Origin of the sequence: Pedobacter sp. (assembly GCF_965279535.1) — a bacterium.
In the GTDB taxonomy this organism is placed as follows: domain Bacteria; phylum Bacteroidota; class Bacteroidia; order Sphingobacteriales; family Sphingobacteriaceae; genus Pedobacter.
Genome location: NZ_OZ257244.1, coordinates 1702705 through 1721417, shown reverse-complemented (window position 1 = coordinate 1721417; position 18713 = coordinate 1702705). Strand labels below are relative to the sequence as shown.

Here is an 18713-nt window from a genome sequence, read left to right as displayed (position 1 = left end):
TAATTATTTGAAATGGTACCGTAATGCAATTTCGAACTCACCATTACTGTAACTTTGAAGGTCATTTGTATTACTGGTATAGAGCGCCAAGAGCGATAATCTTTCCTTAAATAATGTACCTACTCCAAAGGTTAAACTTCCTGTACTATGGTACATCACATTGAAATCGAGTTTGTTTTCATAGAAGGATGCCCTGGCGCCCAGGTCCAGTATATCTTTGAAGTTGGTAACTCCCCTGTAAACTACTTTAGGTTCTATTTCATCCAGAATTGCCGTGTTGAATTTCAGCTTATAACCTATTGCAGATATAAATAAAATGCGGTCTATAATGGTTCTGTTCAGATCTCGGTTAAACAGATGTTTGAGGTTTGGAAGGGTACCTTGAATCGTAAATGCTGAACTTCGTAATGCAATACCAAAATCGGTATCTAAATATAATTTCCGGTTGTTAAAATTAAGCAGAGACTGATCTTCCAAATTCCCTTTTATACGGTTCAGATCTATCCATTCATTGAGTATTCCTCCGGAAAGACCGAAGTCTAAAGCACTGGTTTGATCCTTATTTAGAAAGAGATGATAAGCAAAAGTAGCTTTGAGATTGGTACGATTAATTACTCCAGCACGCTCATTATAGAAATTTATTCCCACTCCGATATGTTTATCCATATCACCATAATCGCCCGTTATAGCTTGTATAGAAGGAGCGCCCTCAATAGATGTCCATTGTGCTTTATATGCTGCGGCCATATTCCATCCACCATCTAATCCGGCGTTTGCCGGGTTCATTAAATAAGGGTTTTGGAAATACATGCTTCCCATCGGATTTAATTGAGCATATGTACATATAGACGGCATCATCATGCCGATTATTAATATGAAATGGCTTAGTGTTTTCATGGGGCTTGAATTAGATTGTTTGGAGGGTTTACTAACGACTTAATTTAGATGGGCCCGGGCACCCCCTCGATAGGTACCCGGTTGTAGCTGGATCAATTTATCCCTGAATTGACCAACCTGCCTCATCATTTTGGTAGTGGCCTACCTGGTTTTACTGGAATATGTTCGTTATCAATAGCCATCCCTAACTATTGACACGAAACCGGTAATCTTTGCTCTTGATTTTCCTAAATCAAGAATATAATAATAAGTGTCTTCATGAAGTGCTTTTCCATCGACCATACCGTTCCAATTGCTTTTATAATCAGTGGTACTAAAAACCTTTCTTCCAGCCCGGTCATAAATACTTAGTGTATTATTGGGGTAGTTTTCGAGTCCTTTAATTTCCAGCAGGTCATTTTTTCCGTCGTTATTTGGTGTAAGAATATTGTTGGTAACAAAAACATCGTTTACCGGAGCAGGTGCCAGAAGGTAGGGCTGAAGAAAGCCTTGGCTGAATAGTAAGCCAGGCGATTGATCAAATGTTTCTACAAGAACCAGTTCACCAAGGTTAAAATCGATGAGGAAACCATTTACTGTTCCATACCCACCTGCAGAATTGAAAGTGAAGGGTAAACCTGGGGTAACTTGTCCTTTTGCAAGAGCAGGGAAGAAGAAGGCCAGGAATACCAGTAAGATAGGCGCATTTGCTTTCATAATCCGTTAGTTTAATATTAAGGCTTGTTTTTTTGAACATAATCTATAGCCCAGGCTACAGCATTTGCCAGGAAATGGCTGTTGTATGTTGGAATGAGCGGAGCGCCATGTTGTTTGGTAGCTGGTGCAGACGTTCCTGAAATATTAAGAGGCGCACGATTATAATAAACTGCATAAGCTGCATCTCCCCACATAAAACCATTGTCGCCTACCCATATATAACCTAATGTAGCGTGCCTTAAGGCGGTAGCAGTAGAGGCGTTGGCTCCTTGTCCGTTAGAATAGACAATCGTACTTCCCGGATACCCTGATAATCCGTCAGTAGACCCAAGTTCTTCGCCCCAATCTTTATTTCTGATATCTCCAAAAACACCATTCAGAACCGGATCGTCTACATTAGTAAAATGTGAAGTTGCAGTAGTAAGCACATTCGCTGTTCTGGTTAGGGAACTGCCAAATATGGCATCACCCAGAATTTTTGTGCCCTCTGCATTCTGTGCAAAATTGATGACTACACCCTTTGTGGTCTTTACAAAATCGTTCAACTTAGTAATATCTCCAGGGTAATAGGGCAAAGCGCCGTCGTAATTATATCCCAGTATAATGATATCATAACTTGCATAATCTGCCGGTAGCGCATAGGTTCCGCCATCCACCACGGTAAGATTGGCAAGCATGGGTACTTTACTTGTTGCAGTATTTCCGAAATTTGAAGCAGTTGTTAACATTTTGTTAGCCATTGAACCTGCAGTTGCAGCATACACGGTTAATCCCATAGCCAATACTTTCATGCTTCTGTAGGAAACTTTTAGCGAGGCTGTACAATTTGCTCCATTGGTAGAACTGTTAGAGCTAATGATAAAATTCTTGATACCGGTTGAAGTTGGGGTTCCTGCTCCATAAAGGGTAACTGAATTGTTGCCCACAGTGAGGGTACCCGAACCAGAAAAGGAAATACCATCTACAGCGTTGGTAATGATATCATAATTACCTCCATATGTAGCATTGATACTTAAGGTGATGGTATTCGTGCTATTCAGTGCGGAATAAGCTATATAGTTTCCATTAGCTGTTACGCTTGCACAGTTCATGGTGTAACTTACTGGCTGAGGGGTAACGCTTACATTAACATTGCAATTGGGTGCTCCACCATTTGAACTGATCACAAAAGTGTTGTTCCCGCCTGCTGCCGGTATACCCGAACCCTGGAGTACTACAGTTTGTGCCCCCAGTGTATTAAACGTTCCTGAAGCAGCGTATGAATACCCATTTACAGCATTTGTGGTTATGGTATAAGGGCCGGTAGCAGTTACATTAACAGGAATGGTAATGGTGTGGGTAGAGTTTAAGGCTACATCCTGTAAGTAGGTGCCTGCTACTGTCGCACTTGCACAATCTACACTATAGGCTGTTGATTGTACCACTATCGGGATATTGGCACAAGGTGCTCCCGAGTTCGAAGATAGGGTAAAGTTGTTTGTACCTGAAGATATAGGGGTGCCTGCTCCGGTAAGTTGTACCGTTTGAAGACCAGCTGAACTAAAAGTTCCTACGCCGTTGAAGGAATAGCCATTAACAGTATTGGTTTGCATACTCCAAAAACCGGGACTGGTTACATTTACGGTTACATTTAATTTTTCATTTGCTGATAGTGCATTACCTACCTGATAGCTACCAACAGCGTTGATGCTTCCACAATCTACTGCATAGGCAATATCGGCCTTCTCTACAAAAACATTTGGACTACAACCGCTTACAGGTAAGCCATTGATGGAGAATGCCAATACATCTCCTGCTTCAGTGGCTTCATAACCTTTAAGTGGTCTACCCTTAGCCGTCATGGTAACCGTATAAGTTCCCACATTTGGAAAAGTACCCGTTTCACCAAAATAATACCCGTTACTTACCCCGGCATTGTAGGCACTGGCCATGATGGTGTATGTACCCGGTTGTGTTACCGTAATGGGGATGCGTATATAATTGTTTGCACCTACTTCTACGCCTCCTTTATATGTGCCGGATATGGTAAATGCTGCACAATCCGCTATTTTCATTACGGCAGGTGGGAGTGAGCCACAGATACTTAGCCAGTTATTGTAAATCGAATTCCAGTAGTTGAAACAACCAGTTGTGGTATTGAAAATCATTAATCCATCAACCCTATTGGCTAGAGGGATAGCATTTCTTTCGGTAATGGTCATTCGGGGCACTAAAAAACCCTTGTTATTACTTTCCAGCTCTAAAATTGCTCCCGGAATGGGGACCCTTTGCGTACCTGTGATTGAGGCATCCTTGATTTTGGTCATATTCAATTGGGCTAGGGCAGAGAACTGACTTACCGATCCAAATAGCACTACGGCCATAATCAGTAATAATTTATGATGTAATTTCATATCCTGGGTATAAAGAATTTTTAAATTGAATAGTTGATGAGGAGTCAGGCGTAAAGCACTGGTTTATGCCCTTTATTATTTTTTAATTAATAGGGATTCCAGTTTTTCTAACCGTAATTTTAAATCATCGATTTCCTTATTCTTTTTATCGAGCTGTTTTTGCTGCTCAATCACATGGAGATATAACTCTTCAGTTTTCTCTAATAATTGGATTGATAAAGCTGAAAGGTTAAATGCGTAACCCTTATCTGTTTTCTCCAGTTTGGTTATCGGAGTTATGCCCGGAAGGTGTTTATATGTCCTGATAAAATTGTCTACCTCAGCGAGACTCTTAAACTTGTAATCATTTTTTATGGTTGATTTACCTTTGAAATAGTCTTCAAAAACATAATCTGCATAAGAGCCGTTTACCGAAGATATCGACCCATTAACCCTCAGTTTTTCATTAGGATTATCCGTTGAAGGCAACGTATAGCCTATTCCAACCCAGCCTTTGGTATAAATGTCATCTGTGTTGGCCGTTGCTCCTGTATTGGTCGAATTATTGTACCAGGGCTCTCTTACAGCCTGAGAAATATCCAGGCTGTTGAGCACTTTATTTTCATCCGTGTAATCTAAAGTTCCTGTTGATGTGTTTACGGCCAGTTTGGTTAAGGTCTGTGTTTCTCCTATCAAATCGATCATGTTAAACGTTGTGATGGCACCTTTTTCATCCTTATAGTTCAACGAATGCGTGGCGCCGTCATAATTTAAGGTGGTTAAAGTTTCTACGCCTTTAATCAGGGTTGCAAGATTGATGGGGTGGGCTATTCCTTTTTCGTCCGTATAGGTTAATGTGTGGATATCAAAGGTTTGGCCGATTCCATCCGTACCTTGTGTTACCACATCGGTAAGGCTGGTTTGGGTTTCATTGTCTTTAATCAATGTTGCAAAATTTATAGTCTGATCTGCTCCTAAAGTGTTTTTGTAAGTAAGAACTTTTGCAGTTGCATCATAGCTTAAATCAGTGTTGTTCAGTGCGATTGGGGTTGTAGCACCACTTGCGTCTTTATAGGTGAGGGTGTTTGTTCCGCTGTCATAAGACATACTTCCCTCGTTCAAATTAATTAAGGTCGGCGTCCCATTCTCACCTGTAAATGACAGATTATTGGTTAAGTTATCATAAGAAATGGTAGTGAGGGTTTCACTTGATTTTACCAGTGCTGCAAGGTCAATTACCTGCGGGTTTCCGGTGGCGTCGGTATAGCTGAACTGGTTATTGGTTGCATTGAAAGTTACTGTTCCTTTGGTGTTGGTTACCATGGTTTCCAGTAATGTTTTCACTGCAGGGTTATTGATGATATCTGAAAAATTGTTCTTCACATCACCAATTACATCGATGTTCACATCTGTCCCGGCTTCGTTTTTATAAGTATAAACCGAAGTTGTGGCATCTTTGGTGAGGGTAGTGAGTGTTTCACTTGATTTTACCAGTGCTGTAAGGTCAATTACCTGCGGGTTTCCGGTGGCGTCGGTATAGCTGAACTGGTTATTGGTTGCATTGAAAGTTACTGTTCCCTTGGTGTTGGTTACCATGGTTTCCAGTAATGTTTTCACTGCAGGGTTATTGATGATATCGGAGAAATTGTTCTTCACATCACCAATTACATCGATGTTTACATCTGTCCCGGCTTCGTTTTTATAAGTATAAACCGAAGTGGTGGCATCTTTGGTGAGGGTAGTGAGGGTTTCGCTAGATTTTACCAATGCAGCAAGGTCAATTACCTGCGGGTTTCCGGTGGCATCGGTATAACTGAACTGGTTATTGGTTGCATTGAAAGTTACTGTTCCCTTGGTGTTGGTTACCATGGTTTCCAATAATGTTTTCACTGCAGGGTTATTGATGATATCGGAAAAATTGTTCTTCACATCGCCAATTACATCGATGTTTACATCTGTCCCGGCTTCGTTTTTATAAGTATAAACCGAAGTGGTGGCATCTTTGGTGAGGGTAGTGAGGGTTTCGCTGGATTTTACCAATGCAGCAAGGTCAATTACCTGCGGGTTTCCGGTGGCATCGGTATAGCTGAACTGGTTATTGGTTGCATTGAAAGTTACTGTTCCTTTAGTGTTGGTTACCATGGTTTCCAGTAATGTTTTCACTGCAGGGTTATTGATGATATCTGAAAAATTGTTCTTCACATCGCCAATTACATCGATGTTTACATCTGTCCCGGCTTCATTTTTATAGGTATAAACCGAAGTTGTGGCATCTTTGGTGAGGGTAGTGAGGGTTTCACTTGATTTTACCAGTGCTGCAAGGTCAATTACCTGCTGGTTCCCGGTGGCGTCGGTATAGCTGAACTGGTTATTGGTTGCATTGAAAGTTACTGTTCCCTTGGTGTTGGTTACCATGGTTTCCAGTAATGTTTTCACTGCAGGGTTATTGATGATATCGGAGAAATTGTTCTTCACATCACCAATTACATCGATGTTCACATCTGTCCCGGCTTCGTTTTTATAGGTATAAACCGAAGTGGTGGCATCTTTGGTGAGGGTAGTGAGTGTTTCACTTGATTTTACCAAAGTTGCAAGGTCAATTACCTGCGGGTTTCCGGTGGCATCGGTATAGCTGAACTGGTTATTGGTTGCATTGAAAGTTACTGTTCCTTTAGTGTTGGTTACCATGGTTTCCAGTAATATTTTCACTGCAGGGTTATTGATGATATCGGAAAAATTGTTCTTCACATCGCCAATTACATCGATGTTTACATCTGTCCCGGCTTCGTTTTTATAAGTATAAACCGAAGTGGTGGCATCTTTGGTGAGGGTAGTGAGGGTTTCACTTGATTTTACCAGTGCTGCAAGGTCAATTACCTGCGGGTTTCCGGTGGCGTCGGTATAGCTGAACTGGTTATTGGTTGCATTGAAAGTTACTGTTCCCTTGGTGTTGGTTACCATGGTTTCCAGTAATGTTTTCACTGCAGGGTTATTGATGATATCGGAGAAATTGTTCTTCACATCACCAATTACATCGATGTTCACATCTGTCCCGGCTTCGTTTTTATAGGTATAAACCGAAGTGGTGGCATCTTTGGTGAGGGTAGTGAGTGTTTCACTTGATTTTACCAAAGTTGCAAGGTCAATTACCTGCGGGTTTCCGGTGGCATCGGTATAGCTGAACTGGTTATTGGTTGCATTGAAAGTTACTGTTCCTTTGGTGTTGGTTACCATGGTTTCCAGTAATGTTTTCACTGCAGGGTTATTGATGATATCGGAAAAATTGTTCTTCACATCGCCAATTACATCGATGTTTACATCTGTCCCGGCTTCGTTCTTATAGGTATAAACCGAAGTGGTGGCATCTTTGGTGAGGGTAGTGAGTGTTTCGCTAGATTTTACCAATGCAGCAAGGTCAATTACCTGCGGGTTTCCGGTGGCATCGGTATAACTGAACTGGTTATTGGTTGCATTGAAAGTTACTGTTCCCTTGGTGTTGGTTACCATGGTTTCCAATAATGTTTTCACTGCAGGGTTATTGATGATATCGGAAAAATTGTTCTTCACATCGCCAATTACATCGATGTTTACATCTGTCCCGGCTTCGTTTTTATAAGTATAAACCGAAGTGGTGGCATCTTTGGTGAGGGTAGTGAGGGTTTCGCTAGATTTTACCAATGCAGCAAGGTCAATTACCTGTGGGTTTCCGGTGGCATCGGTATAGCTGAACTGGTTATTGGTTGCATTGAAAGTTACTGTTCCTTTAGTGTTGGTTACCATGGTTTCCAGTAATGTTTTCACTGCAGGGTTATTGATGATATCGGAAAAATTGTTCTTCACATCGCCAATTACATCGATGTTTACATCTGTCCCGGCTTCATTTTTATAGGTATAAACCGAAGTTGTGGCATCTTTGATGAGGGTAGTGAGGGTTTCGCTGGATTTTACCAAAGTTGCAAGGTCAATTACCTGCTGGTTTCCGGTGGCATCGGTATAGCTGAACTGGTTATTGGTTGCATTGAAAGTTACTGTTCCTTTAGTGTTGGTTACCATGGTTTCCAGTAATGTTTTCACTGCAGGGTTATTGATGATATCGGAAAAATTGTTCTTCACATCGCCAATTACATCGATGTTTACATCTGTCCCGGCTTCGTTTTTATAGGTATAGATGGAAGTTGTGGCATCTTTGGTTAGGGTAGTGAGGGTTTCGCTTGATTTTACCAATGCTGCAAGGTCAATTACCTGTGGGTTTCCATTAATATCTTTAAACCTGAACGATTTTGAAGCCAGATCATAAGTTACATTTCCTGCATTTTGGTTAATCAATTGCGTGAGTAAGTTCCGAACTGTTTGATCATTTAAGATGTCTTGAAAATTATTTTTTACGCTGGCTCCAACGTTTATTATTGTTGCGGCTCCTTTTTCATTGTTATAAGTATATGTTCCGTTACCATTATCTATTAATGTAGTTGTAGTTTCGGCTGCTTTTACCAACTGGCTTAGGTTTACAGCTTGAATATTTCCATTTGCATCCTTATAAGTAAAACTTTGATTCGTTACATCGTAACTTAAATTACCGGCATTCTGATTAACAAGTTGTGTAATCGCCGTTTTTACATTATTGTCATTGAGGATATTCTGAAAATTGGCTTTTACCGCTGCGGGAACATTGATTAGTGTGATTGTATTGTTCTCACTTTTATAGCTGTATGTGCCATCCTGGTTATCTGTTAATGTGGTAATGGTTTCATTACTTTTAATCAGTTGTGTGAGGTTTACGGTTTGGACGGCACCGTTATTATCCTTATATGTAAAACGCTGGTTGGTCACATCGTAACTTACATTGCCAGCATTTTGATTTACCAGCTGTGTAATTGCTGTTTTAACAGCATTATCGTTAAGGATATCCTGAAAATTGGCTTTTACGGCTGCTGGAACATTGATTAATGTTACGGTATTGTTCTCACTTTTATAGCTGTATGTACCATCCTTGTTATCTACTAGGGTAGTAATGGTTTCGGGTGCAGAAGTTGGTCCATTTGCAGCATAAAGTGCATAAGGTACACTTAGTAGTTGTGCAGTACCAGCTATACTAAAGTTTGATCCATTATTTGGATCTACCTCTACCCGTATATATTTTAAACCACTTGCCCAGCTTACTCCCGATATGGTTCCGGTTTTACTGCTGGCGCCTGGCGATCCGATAACCACACTGTAAAGCCCCAGTGTATTTGTTGTGACCGTTCGTGTCTCCGTGTATTGAACTTCACCATTTGGAGAACCGTCAACAATACTTAACCTTAAGGAAAGGTTTTTGTTGACAAGCGGTGTTCCACTTGCATTTCTGGCAGCTCCCTGATAGTTGAACTGCTGTGGTACCTGCGCATCCGTTTTTACAGTTATACCAAATAGCATAACTAAAGTTAAAAACGGCATTAAGAGTAAATGCTGTTTCTTCATAAAATTTAGATTAGAGATGAACATTATTCTTGCTAGGGGATGCAGCAGAATAGTATAAACTTCATCATCAGGATTAGAAAAAGTATTAATCTTAATTGAAATGGAATCCTCCTCAATTAAGATTAAAGTATTTTTTAATCTAATTTTAAATTAAATGATTTGATTTTCAGCTTGTTGTGAGTTGTGGTGGAGCGTCTTAAAGGAAAATCAATATTCAGATCAAATTAAATATTTTGAGTATATCCGCGTGATAAATTAGAAGAATCTGCAGGTTGGTATTACTCAATCTTATGTAATAGATGGGTTGTTTTAAGCCAAATAATTTCCCGAAGAGCTAAAAATTCTAATCAAGAATTTAACGTGAATAGCTAGTCAGGTATTTGTTTTTTTCTGTTTAGGGTAAAAAAATGAATAGTCATTAATGCAATTTATGCATAGTATTGCAGCAAAAAGAAAAAGCGTCTTTAATTGCTTAAAGACGCTTTAGGAATTATCGAAAATTCAGACCGTATAAACTTATCTTTTAGAACGAATAAGTTAATCCGCCGAAGATATTAAACCCGTTCACTTGGTAGTACAAGTATTTGCTGTAATTGGTATTTAAGATATTGTTCGCTTTTGCAAACACCGAGAATTTATTATTGATTCTGTAATCTGCACCTAAGCCTAAATCAACAAAACCCTTAACAGTTACAATGGATTCGATCGATGGATTTGGTACTACGTAAAGTAAAGGATTTACGGGCTGTGCTACATTTACTTTAGCTTTTACATCATCCTGAATTACTACACCAGCAGTAAAACTTAATTTTTTGTTGTAGGTATAGCTAAGATTTGAACTCACTTTTAAACCGGGTTTAAACCAGCTATAAGTTTCAGAGGCAGGTTTCCAATCGTCGATATTAAGTTTTCCTGTCCATTTTAAGGCATCACTTACCTGAACAGAAATCTCACCCTCTAAGCCGGTAAGTTTGGTTTTACCAAAATCGTAAATCACATCAAACTTATTAAAGTTGTCGAAGTTGTTAACGAACAAAGGCATATCATCAAACTGTTTGATATAAAGGCGTGCTTTGTAACCAAAACCTGGTCCGCCTGTACCTTTAATACCCGCGCTGATACTTAACTTCTCAACAGTATTTTTAACAAGGATGTTGTTGTTTAACCAAGGATTTTCATCGGTAAAACTTTTCAATGAGTTTCTGTTTACATCACCTTTAACTTCTCCGAAAATTTGTAAGTAATCAGGAATTAATGTGAAGTCTGCTGTAACCGCAGGGAATAGTTTTGTACTGCTGAAGGCACCAAATTCCTGAACAAAGTTGATTCCGGCAGTAACTTTAGCACCTTTAACCTGCAAACGGATATAAGGATTTAAACGGAGCAGGTTATTGCCAACACTTGTTAAGGCGTCTTTTGTGCTTCCAAATTCGGTAGAAGCAGCCAAGCCTAAGTTGAATGAACTGATTCTTTTATTCAAATATCCATTCAGGGTTAAATAATTTTCCTTTGCATCAAATTTATCATTCCAAATGTATGCATTCGCCTTAAGCGCATAGCTGAAAGCATCAGGGTCTTCTACATAATTTTTAACCAATTCTCCCTCAGCTTCAAAAAAAGTTAAAGCCTGCTTTTCAGGATTAGGATTTAAAGCTGGTTTGTCATTATCTATTCCATAGAAATACGTTCCATTGCGTTCGAAGTTAATTCTGCCACTTACGGTGTTTTCCTCTAAAATACTCCTGCCAAATAAGCTAAACTGTTGGGTGCTGCTATTCTGTTTGTTTAATTTTCCTTCCTGAGAAAAGTGCTTAAAGTAGCCGCCAAACTGAAGTCCCTCGTCTCTTCCATTATTGATGTAAACCTCTCCTAATAAGGTGGCTAAAGAACCAAAACCTCCTTTTACATAGTTATTAATCAGCTCATATTGCTTTTCATCAACAAGGGCCTGCGCCTGTAATTTCTGGATATCGCTGTTCAATTCTAATTTCCGGTCCGTAACACTATAATTTAAACGGGCTTTATAGGTTTTAACATCATCCAAATTCGGACTTCTTCTCAGTTTTACCGCTTCTGCAAGGATAGGTTTGTACGGACGAACTACTTCAATTTCTTCACTTACGGTAGATTTTTCTTTTTCCTTTTCCTCAGTTTTTTTATCCTGCGCCTGTGCAGACATTAATCCAACAGCTAAAAAAAACAGTGAACTATATATATATTTAATCGACTTCATAATTTCTACTTCTTCTTGTTTAGTTTTTCAAGTTTTTCTTTGGCTGTAGGGATGATATCATCCTTGCCCTCATAATTATCAATGATACTCAGAAGCGTACTTTTTGCCTGTAAATTATCTTTTAAGGCAACATAATTATCAGATAAAAGAATAAATGCTTTAGCTACCCAATAATCATAAGATGCCATATTGTTAATGAGATCAAAGCAGGTTTTAGAAGAGGTTTTATAATCACCTTTCATATATTCTAAGAAGGCCAGGTTATACTTAGCCTCTGCAGCCGCAACAGTTTTAGTTTTGGCAACCACATTCTTGAATTCTTTAACTGCGGTAGTGGTATCTCCTTTTAATAAATAAGCCTTACCAGAATATAAACCAGAACTGTTTTTTTCTTCTTCAGATGCTTTTTCAGACTCTTTAGTTAACTGGGCATATTTGATCATGTCATCAGGCATATTTAAAGCCGTATAAGCTTTTAACAGGTTGTTAATGGCATAGCCATAATGCGCCTTGTAATCTGTTGTAGTTTCTAAACGTTTTAAATAAACGATGGCCTCATTGTATTTTTTCTGATCTAAGAATACTTTAGAGATGCTTAACAATGAACGTTCGGTATAATCACTTGTCCAGTCATTAAGGATGAATTCGTAGTCGGCAATGGCCTCATCTGCTCTTCCCAATTTAACCAATGATTCAGCTCTGATAAATTTGGCTTCCTTCTCGTGTATTGCTTTCGGGAATTTATCGAAGTAGGCATTAATGGCAGAAAAAGCGCCATTGGCATCACCTTTTAAATACAGGTTATTGGCAGCGGCAAAAACAATATTATCTTGTTCTGCATTGGAGTAATTACCCAATGGGGTTGTTCCTGCATAAGCGATAAATCCATTGGCATCTCCTTTATCAACATAGATGTTTTTGATGGATTCAAGTGCCTGCTTAGCCTCGTCGGCGCTAGGATAATCGCGGATAACTTTTTTAAACGATTCTAAAGCAGCTTCGTCCTGATCCTGATTGTATTGTACTAAACCGATAGTCACCAATGCTTTCGGCACGTAACTGCTGTGCGGATATTTGGCTACTAATTCAACCAAATCAGATTTTGATCTATCGAAATCGCCTTTGGTAAAATAGGTATAAGCCGTTTCAAAACCTGCGTCATCTGCGTAATTAGAGTTTGGAAATTGCTTTAATAAGGCCTGCATCGTCGAAATTTTAGTATCGTATTGATTCTCTAATCCCTGGATCATTCCCTTTTGGAATAAGGCATAATCTTCGGCACTATTTTTTCGGCTTATGATTTTATTGTAGTTGGCCATTGCATCTCCATAACTCTTATTTACAAAGTAAGAATCGGCTAAACGGATGGTCGCATCATCAATGGTCTTCTGGTCTTTGTCGTTCCCTGCTAAAAACTTCTCAAAGTAGTTTGCTGCCTTACTGTATTTTTCGTCTTCAAAAGCCGCATAGGCTAAAGCATAGTTTGCGAAATTATAGACACCGGTTTTATCGGCATCAGGCATTTTTAAGAATTTTTCAAAGGTACTAACGGCTTCACCAAACTTGCGTAGTTCGTACATCGATTCAGCTTTCCAGTAAGTACTCAATGCATGGATCTCGTTATCTTCAGTGAATTTCTCCGAACGTAAGAACATCGATAAAGCATTTGGGAAGGCCCGCTCGTTATAAAATTCTAACCCACGGAAATAAGTTACTTTTTGGTACGCTTCTTTTGCCTCCAGGTTTTTATCCGGAATGGGTTCAAGGATATCAACAGCGGCCTGATAATTTTTCGTTGTTAATAAAACTTCTCCTAAAAGGGTTTTAGCTTCATTAATTTTTCTTGAACGTGGAAATTGCTTTAAGAAACCTTGTGTAGCCTCTAAAGCCTGTTGGTGAAACTCCAGTTCATAACTTAATTTAGCATAGTTTAACCAGGCTTCTTCCTGAATCCCTTTATCAAATTCTAAACGGGAAGCCCTGAAAAATGCACTCTGAGCTTTCGGTTTTTCTCCAAGCTGGATGAAGGCTTTACCTAAAGTATGCATACCATTCTGAAGGTACACATCGTCTGTATTTAGTTTTTCTAAAACAGCTACCGATTCCTTATACTTTTTATTCTGGAATAAAGAGTATCCGTATTGGTAAATAAAAAGATTGTTTTTCGTCTCACTTTTATCTTTAGCGTAATACTCGGCAAAATACTTTTCCGCGTTTTTGAACTCAGATTTAGCGAAATAAGAGGCTGCAACTAAACTTAACATCTCCGGTTCATACTGTTGTTTAGTTTTTTGCATAACAGGCAAAGCATACTCGATCACATCGTCATAGCGTTCATCCAGATAATACATTGAAGTAATGTAATATGGGTAGCTTGCTTCATAAGTAGGGGAGCCTTTCAGCTTTTCGAAATTAGCCAGGGCTGTTTTATATTCCTTGTTTAAGTAATTGATGTAAGCAAAGTAATAAGTGGCACTTTCCTGAAAATCGCCTTTTTCCTTTTTAACCGCTTCAAATAAAGGCTCTGCTTTTTCATAATCCTGCTGCATGAAATAAGCATATGCCTGCTTAAACTGGTACTCCGTGCGTTGTTTGCCAGATAGCATGGAAGGATCTGTTTTTTCAAACCATTCTAATGCTTTCTTGTAGTTTTTCTGATTGAAATACGATTTGCCAACATGGAAATAAGCCAGCTTGGTATTGGGATTCAAAGGATAGTCGCGAATGAAAGATTGAAATAAACTTTCAGCATCACTGTTATTCAGCTCCAGCGCACAAACTGCGGCGTAGAACTTGGCATTTTCTTTTAAGGTAGATAATTCGGCATTGCTTTCTGTCTGGGTAGAAGGCTTATATCGTTGTTGCTCAACAAGTTTAAATTGCTGAGATGCCGCCGTATATTTTTCTTTATCTAGTAACTCTAAGCCCGTTTGGTAGTTTTTATTCAGGGTTTGAACAGCGCTAACCTGCGCATGCGTGCTTATGCTTCCTGCTACTAATAGCGGAACTAGTAAGTATTTTCTTTGCATCGGTTTCAAATATGGTTGGTACTAAATTAGAAATAGTATCAATGCTTATCAACAGAAATAATTAACATCTGTTAATAACACAGTTTTAACGAAAGGATTTTAGAATTGGTATCGGGCTTTTGCGAATGTGGAAAAAAGGGAAGGGTGTTTAATTGTTGCCTGGCAAAAAGTATATATTGTTGAATTGATTGGGGTGGGGTATTGTTAAACTGCTTACACAGTTAGTCGATTAAACAGTTAGCCGATTAACCAACTCAACAACTCAGCAAGTCACCAATAAAGCAATTACGCAGTTAACCAACTCAGCCCCAAACCATTCCTTACCCCTGACTTGCCAATAAATACAGCACCGCCATTCTTACTGCGACACCATTTTCTACCTGGTCTAAAATGATAGATTGTTTGCTATCTGCTACATCGCTGGTAATCTCTACGCCACGGTTTATCGGACCCGGGTGCATCACGATAATTTCTTTGTCGAGGTTATCCAGAATCTGTTTATTTAAGCCATACATTAAGGCGTATTCCCTTAATGATGGGAAATATTTAATGTCCTGGCGTTCTAACTGAATGCGTAGCATGTTGGCTACATCACACCAGTTAAGTGCTTTAATGAGATTATGTTCTACTTTTACACCCAATTGGTGAATGTGTTTAGGAATCAAAGTTGTAGGCCCGCAAACCATTACTTCTGCACCTAAGCGTTGCAGGCAAAGGATGTTGGAAATAGCCACACGTGAATGCAGGATATCGCCCACAATGACCACTTTTTTACCTGCTACGTCACCTAGTTTTTGGCGGATTGAAAAAGCATCCAGTAAGGCCTGTGTAGGATGCTCGTGTGCACCATCACCTGCATTTACAATCTGAGCTTTAACGTGTTTGCTTAGAAACTGGCCCGCTCCTGCATATGGATGGCGCATAACCACCATATCCACCTTCATTGATAAAATATTATTAACCGTATCAATCAGGGTTTCTCCCTTGCTTACCGAAGAAGAGGATGCTGCAAAGTTTACCACATCTGCCGAAAGTCTTTTTTCTGCAAGTTCGAATGAGAGTTTGGTTCTCGTAGAATTTTCAAAGAATATATTGGCAATAGTAATATCGCGTAGTGAAGGCACTTTTTTAATCGGCCTGTTAATCACTTCTTTGAAATTATCTGCAGTTTCGAAAATTAATTCAATATCATTCCGATTAATGTCTTTAATGCCTAAAAGATGTCGGGTTGATAGTTTTTCTGCTGCCATTTTATATTATTGCTTTTCTGATAATAAGGTTACTTTATCTTCTCCTCCTTCGCTCGTCCAGGTTACTTTTACCTGTTGCGAATTTAAGCTATCTACTTGATGGCCAATATAATCGGGCTCAATAGGAAGATGCCTGCTGAATCTACGGTCGATTAAAACCATGAGTTCTACTTTTTCTGGTCGACCATAAGCCAAAAGTGCATCAAGTGCTGCCCTGATTGTTCTGCCTGTCCAAAGTACATCATCAATTAAGATTACTTTCTTGCCTTCGATAATGAAATCGATAGAATTACTGCTTGCTGTAACAATGCCATCTTTTCTTCGGAAATCATCTCTGAAAAAAGTAATGTCAAGGTTTCCTTTAAGGATTTTCTTATTCTTTAAAATAGATTGAAGCTCCTGATGGATGCGATCGGCAAAAAAAATACCCCTTGGTTGTATGCCAACTAAAACAGTATTCGAGAAATCGTCGTGGTTTTCAATTAATTGATGGCAAAGCCTCTTAATTGTAATCTGAATTTTTTGTCCGTCAAGAAGTGTTTTCTTTTGCATGGAAGAAGGATTGGGCAAATATATAAAAATGTTTTAAGCTTGGAAAGTTGAATGTTCGTTATGCATGCATAAATGGGCTAAACGATTCAGTAACAATTATTAAAAAACTAAACTTTTAACTCTGCAACTTCCTCCTGGTCCTGCTTAATCAGTTGCAGTAATTGTGTATTAATTAACTTAACAATCCTGTTTTGGCCATCACCAATCTGCTTCCCATCTACCCGGTAAACCGGGAATGCATTTTTGGTTGAGCTGCTGATAAAGGCTTCCTTTGCCTTGTAAACATCTTCCAGTTTAAAATCTCGCTCAACAAACGTGTAATCTTCAAGGTTTAACCCCAGGATCTTACTCCGCGTAATTCCCTTTAAAATTTCACTTTTAGGGGTGATAATTTCATTTTCGGTAACGATAAAGAAGTTCGCTCTTGGACATTCTCTAATGAAGCCATTTTGATGATAAAGCAGGTCTTCAGCTCCACGTTCTTTTACAAAATTTTGAAGCCTGATGGCCTGAAGGTAATCTATCGTTTTAACATGCGGGATCTGCCGTTGGTGATTATAGGTAACCAGGGATACCCCATTGCCTGCATAGTGCTCATTAATTTCCAGAGGCGATTGCACAATGACTAAATTTGGTTTAGACATGGTATAACCATCTTCGGAATAACCTCCTGTAAGGATAATTTTAATCCCCGAATTGGCTATTGCATTCTTTTCAATCAGTTTTTCAATTGATTCCTGCAGTTCTGTTCTCGAAAAAGGAACCGGCAAATGCATTTCTTTGGCAGAATTAAAGAATCTATTCAAATAATCAGCTAAAAAGATCGGTTTATTATTGATTGTCTTTAAAAAATCAAAAATACCATATCCTCTTTGAATGGATAAATCAGAAACAGAGAGACTGGCCTCTTCCTGATTGAAAAGTTGGTTGTTAATTGAAACGTACATCTTTTGATAGATTAGCTTAGCTAATTTACAGCATAAATTATTTTAATGCTAGTATTTCCTAATTTTGAACAGGATTAATACACAAACATGTTTTTAAGTGTATAATGGTTAGTTTTGGAGATGTCGCAAAATGCAGTAATTTTCTTCGATGGTGTTTGTAATCTGTGTAATTCAGCCGTACAATTTGTGATTAGACATGACCAAAAAGATCACTTTAGCTTCAGCCCGCTGCAAGGTGAATTTGCCTCAGCCATTTTACCAGAATTTGATATTATACCCTATAAGTTAAATTCAATTCTTTTGTTGGATGAAGGCAGGTTGTATACTAAATCATCGGCAGCTTTGCGCATTACCAAAAAACTTTCAGGATTATGGCCATTACTTTATGGTCTTATTGTTATTCCTAAAGTTATCCGCGATTGGTTTTATGATATTATTGCTAAAAACCGTTACAAATGGTGGGGTAAACAAGAAAGCTGTTGGCTGCCTATGCCAGCACTAAAAAATAAGTTTATTCCTTAATCAGCCTTTTCTGCCTGCTTAGGTCTCGGAATCCACAACCAAAAAGAGAGGATAAACAGGGGAATGGTGATGCTGAGCGCAGTTAAAATAAGCATACTTCTTTGGCTCACCACATCCTTATCCATTGTAGTGAAGATATAAACGGTTTCTCTGATCGCAAATAAGGTAAGTAGGCTGCAAATAACAGCAAGGAATCTTCGCATTGTTCTGAATTTCCTTCAAAGATTGGATATTTTTTTAAATTTTAGTCTACAGACGTGGGCTTAAATTAAAAAAGCCAGCCAGGATTTTCCCTGACTGACTTAAACCTAACCGAAACAAGTTTACTCTGCTGTTTTAACAGGTACTAAATTTTCCAGTTCATCTGATGTAAAAAGGCGATAATGAATCTTAAAGGTTTTTTGAAGGGGAGTTTCTAATGAGAATCCACCCACGCCAAAGCCATCCAGTACGTCAAGGGTAAAATGAGAAAACTTCCAGTATTCGTAAAGATCTCTGTCTACCCAAAATTCACAGCCTTCTACTTCGCCCAGGCATACATCTCTCATCCTTAAATAATAACCTCCCTTTTCAAAACACTGGGGTTGCGTGCCTTCACAACAGCCACCTGCCTGATAGAACATCAATTCTCCATATTTTTCTTTTAACGTGGCAATTAAGGCTTTCGCTGCATCTGTACTGTCAATTCTGTTGATCATGTCAATTCTTCTAAAATAAATACCGCAGATCGATACCAGATCACCTGCGGTACTCAT

12 protein-coding genes are annotated in these 18713 nt (G+C 38.9%); 1 reads left to right on the top strand and 11 read right to left on the bottom strand.

The features are described 5' to 3' along the window. Positions 1-3 precede the first annotated feature (3 nt). From ACQY77_RS06835 to ACQY77_RS06795, 9 genes are all read right to left on the bottom strand, one after another. Positions 4-897, bottom strand: coding sequence for a PorP/SprF family type IX secretion system membrane protein (locus ACQY77_RS06835; protein WP_421938726.1), 894 nt, complete (start codon positions 895-897; stop codon positions 4-6). Positions 898-1068: 171 nt separating this feature from the next. Then, on the bottom strand, positions 1069-1593 hold the full coding sequence (locus tag ACQY77_RS06830) for a gliding motility-associated C-terminal domain-containing protein (protein ID WP_421938727.1): 525 nt from the start codon (positions 1591-1593) through the stop codon (positions 1069-1071). A 17-nt stretch (positions 1594-1610) separates the two neighbouring features. After that, a complete protein-coding gene (locus ACQY77_RS06825; RefSeq protein ID WP_421938728.1) occupies positions 1611-3986 on the bottom strand; it encodes a hypothetical protein in 2376 nt (791 codons plus the stop codon). Positions 3987-4061: 75 nt separating this feature from the next. Continuing rightward, complete coding sequence (locus tag ACQY77_RS06820; RefSeq protein WP_421938729.1) at positions 4062-9425, bottom strand: beta strand repeat-containing protein; 5364 nt, start codon at positions 9423-9425, stop codon at positions 4062-4064. Between the two features lie 523 nt (positions 9426-9948). Continuing rightward, positions 9949-11658, bottom strand: coding sequence for a hypothetical protein (locus ACQY77_RS06815; protein WP_421938730.1), 1710 nt, complete (start codon positions 11656-11658; stop codon positions 9949-9951). A gap of 5 nt (positions 11659-11663) precedes the next feature. Continuing rightward, the gene (locus ACQY77_RS06810; RefSeq protein WP_421938731.1) at positions 11664-14687 is read right to left on the bottom strand and encodes a tetratricopeptide repeat protein; all 3024 of its coding nucleotides are present in this window, start codon (positions 14685-14687) and stop codon (positions 11664-11666) included. A gap of 320 nt (positions 14688-15007) precedes the next feature. After that, positions 15008-15937, bottom strand: coding sequence for an aspartate carbamoyltransferase catalytic subunit (locus tag ACQY77_RS06805; protein ID WP_090881130.1), 930 nt, complete (start codon positions 15935-15937; stop codon positions 15008-15010). A gap of 6 nt (positions 15938-15943) precedes the next feature. Continuing rightward, complete coding sequence (gene pyrR / locus ACQY77_RS06800; RefSeq protein ID WP_421938732.1) at positions 15944-16489, bottom strand: bifunctional pyr operon transcriptional regulator/uracil phosphoribosyltransferase PyrR; 546 nt, start codon at positions 16487-16489, stop codon at positions 15944-15946. Between the two features lie 107 nt (positions 16490-16596). Further along, on the bottom strand, positions 16597-17436 hold the full coding sequence (locus ACQY77_RS06795; RefSeq protein WP_421938733.1) for an aminotransferase class IV: 840 nt from the start codon (positions 17434-17436) through the stop codon (positions 16597-16599). 120 nt (positions 17437-17556) lie between these two features. Here ACQY77_RS06795 and ACQY77_RS06790 point away from each other — a divergent pair, with 120 nt between their 5' ends. Beyond that, on the top strand, positions 17557-17958 hold the full coding sequence (locus ACQY77_RS06790; RefSeq protein WP_421938734.1) for a thiol-disulfide oxidoreductase DCC family protein: 402 nt from the start codon (positions 17557-17559) through the stop codon (positions 17956-17958). On the opposite strand, the gene ACQY77_RS06785 is transcribed toward ACQY77_RS06790, so the two are convergent. Together ACQY77_RS06785 and ACQY77_RS06780 are read right to left on the bottom strand one after the other, a co-directional pair. After that, entirely contained in the window at positions 17955-18161 is a 207-nt protein-coding gene (locus tag ACQY77_RS06785) for a hypothetical protein (protein WP_421938735.1), read from the bottom strand. The genes ACQY77_RS06790 and ACQY77_RS06785 overlap by 4 nt on opposite strands. A 120-nt stretch (positions 18162-18281) precedes the next feature. Then, a complete protein-coding gene (locus ACQY77_RS06780; protein WP_421938736.1) occupies positions 18282-18713 on the bottom strand; it encodes a DUF779 domain-containing protein in 432 nt (143 codons plus the stop codon).

Coding starts and splice junctions, on each gene's coding strand:
- ACQY77_RS06835 (WP_421938726.1), bottom strand. CDS start 897: ATGAAAACACTAAGCCATTTCATATTAATAATCGGCATGATGATGCCG.
- ACQY77_RS06830 (WP_421938727.1), bottom strand. CDS start 1,593: ATGAAAGCAAATGCGCCTATCTTACTGGTATTCCTGGCCTTCTTCTTC.
- ACQY77_RS06825 (WP_421938728.1), bottom strand. CDS start 3,986: ATGAAATTACATCATAAATTATTACTGATTATGGCCGTAGTGCTATTT.
- ACQY77_RS06820 (WP_421938729.1), bottom strand. CDS start 9,425: ATGAAGAAACAGCATTTACTCTTAATGCCGTTTTTAACTTTAGTTATG.
- ACQY77_RS06815 (WP_421938730.1), bottom strand. CDS start 11,658: ATGAAGTCGATTAAATATATATATAGTTCACTGTTTTTTTTAGCTGTT.
- ACQY77_RS06810 (WP_421938731.1), bottom strand. CDS start 14,687: ATGCAAAGAAAATACTTACTAGTTCCGCTATTAGTAGCAGGAAGCATA.
- ACQY77_RS06805 (WP_090881130.1), bottom strand. CDS start 15,937: ATGGCAGCAGAAAAACTATCAACCCGACATCTTTTAGGCATTAAAGAC.
- pyrR (WP_421938732.1), bottom strand. CDS start 16,489: ATGCAAAAGAAAACACTTCTTGACGGACAAAAAATTCAGATTACAATT.
- ACQY77_RS06795 (WP_421938733.1), bottom strand. CDS start 17,436: ATGTACGTTTCAATTAACAACCAACTTTTCAATCAGGAAGAGGCCAGT.
- ACQY77_RS06790 (WP_421938734.1), top strand. CDS start 17,557: ATGTCGCAAAATGCAGTAATTTTCTTCGATGGTGTTTGTAATCTGTGT.
- ACQY77_RS06785 (WP_421938735.1), bottom strand. CDS start 18,161: ATGCGAAGATTCCTTGCTGTTATTTGCAGCCTACTTACCTTATTTGCG.
- ACQY77_RS06780 (WP_421938736.1), bottom strand. CDS start 18,713: ATGAGTACCGCAGGTGATCTGGTATCGATCTGCGGTATTTATTTTAGA.